We start from the raw sequence: 719 nt of genomic DNA on the forward strand, positions 1-719 counted from the left end.
GGTCAGGATTTCTTATTCACCCTGGCGTACCCCTGCCCGAAGCGGGATCAGGTGATGCAATACGGTGAAGACGACTTACATTTTGTGCAACGCCTGCTGGCGGAAGTGGGGATCTGGTACAAACTGACCGCAGACGACCGGCTGAAAATTGATGTGGTGGAGTTTTACGACGATCAGCGTTACTACCAGTTGAATGTTTATATGCCGGCCCGCAATCCGTCAGGTATGCACGGCGGGGACGAGGACGCGGTGTGGGGCATGGAAACGGCGCATCAGGTGGTGGAAGGGAAAGTGGTGACCCGGGATTATGACTACCGTGACGCACTGCCACAATACGGTATGGATGCCGCGGTGGATGTGACGCGGGGCGATGAGACCCTGTATGGCGAAGCGTACCATTATCTGGATAACAACTACCGGGTGTTAGGCAACCGTTACGACCTGGATCCGGAAGTGGAAAGCGCGGTGTTCTACTCGCGGCTGCAACATGAACGCTACCTGAATCGACAGACTCAACTGCGGGGGTTAACGACATCCGCGACGTTGTTGCCGGGTCAGGAATTGAAAGTCAGGGGGGAGGCCCCGGAAGCGTTCTGTAAAGGGGCGGTGATAACGGGTATCAGCAGCAGTGCGCGCCGGGATCGCAGTTTTGAAATGGCGTTCACCGCTATTCCCTACGCGGAAAACATCTGTTTTCGGCCTGAATTAATCCCCAAACC

Annotated in this window: 1 protein-coding gene; it reads left to right on the forward strand. The window is 55.8% G+C overall.

What is annotated here, in order from left to right; translation table 11 throughout:
- The coding region (gene vgrG, locus C5471_RS23405) for a type VI secretion system tip protein VgrG (RefSeq protein ID WP_166296611.1) at positions 1 to 719 on the forward strand (719 nt) is incomplete at both ends.

This window comes from Photorhabdus tasmaniensis (genome assembly GCF_011189505.1).
Lineage (GTDB): Bacteria > Pseudomonadota > Gammaproteobacteria > Enterobacterales > Enterobacteriaceae > Photorhabdus > Photorhabdus tasmaniensis.